The organism is Streptomyces fildesensis (genome assembly GCF_016107395.1).
GTDB classification, from domain to species: domain Bacteria; phylum Actinomycetota; class Actinomycetes; order Streptomycetales; family Streptomycetaceae; genus Actinacidiphila; species Actinacidiphila fildesensis.
In genome coordinates this window covers 1-476 of record NZ_JAAIKO010000182.1, presented here as the reverse complement: position 1 = coordinate 476, position 476 = coordinate 1, and the positions used below count along the sequence as shown (strand labels likewise).

Annotated in this window: 1 pseudogene; it reads right to left on the bottom strand. The window is 74.2% G+C overall.

What is annotated here, in order from left to right:
* A pseudogene (locus C6N31_RS46340) lies at window positions 1–440 on the bottom strand (hypothetical protein); the annotation flags it as partial.
* Window positions 441–476: the final 36 nt, after the last annotated feature.

Genomic DNA, 476 nt, shown 5'->3' with positions numbered 1-476 from the left:
GCCGCGTACAGCGGCCACATCCGCCAGCGCGCCGCAGCGCCCGCAGCGGGGGGACGCGTGGTGCTGGAGGCGGCCCGCTCCGCGCGGTCATCGTCGCCTGCGGGGCTCACCACGTGCGCGGGTTGACCGGGGCGGCGGTGGTGTCGGCGTGTATGGCGTGTTCGAACAGCTTCTCGGTGTCGTGGGCGGCCTCGGCCAGGCTGGTGCAGCACAGTGCGAGCAGCAGGGCGAAGACCACCAGCGGCATCCGCCGCCAGGGCGCGGGCCACCACGGTCCGGTCGCCGACCGCCAGGGCTGCGTCCTCGTCCGCCCAGCGCTCGACGGTGAACGCTCCCTCGGCTGCCAGGGGCCGCAGCAGCGGGCAGGCAGCGGAGGCGAGTTGCAGGGTGACCAGGAAGAAGTGGTGCTGGTGGCGCAGGTGAGCGCGCTCGTGCGCCATCAGGGCTTCGCGTTCGGTGGGCCCCACGGTTTGCAG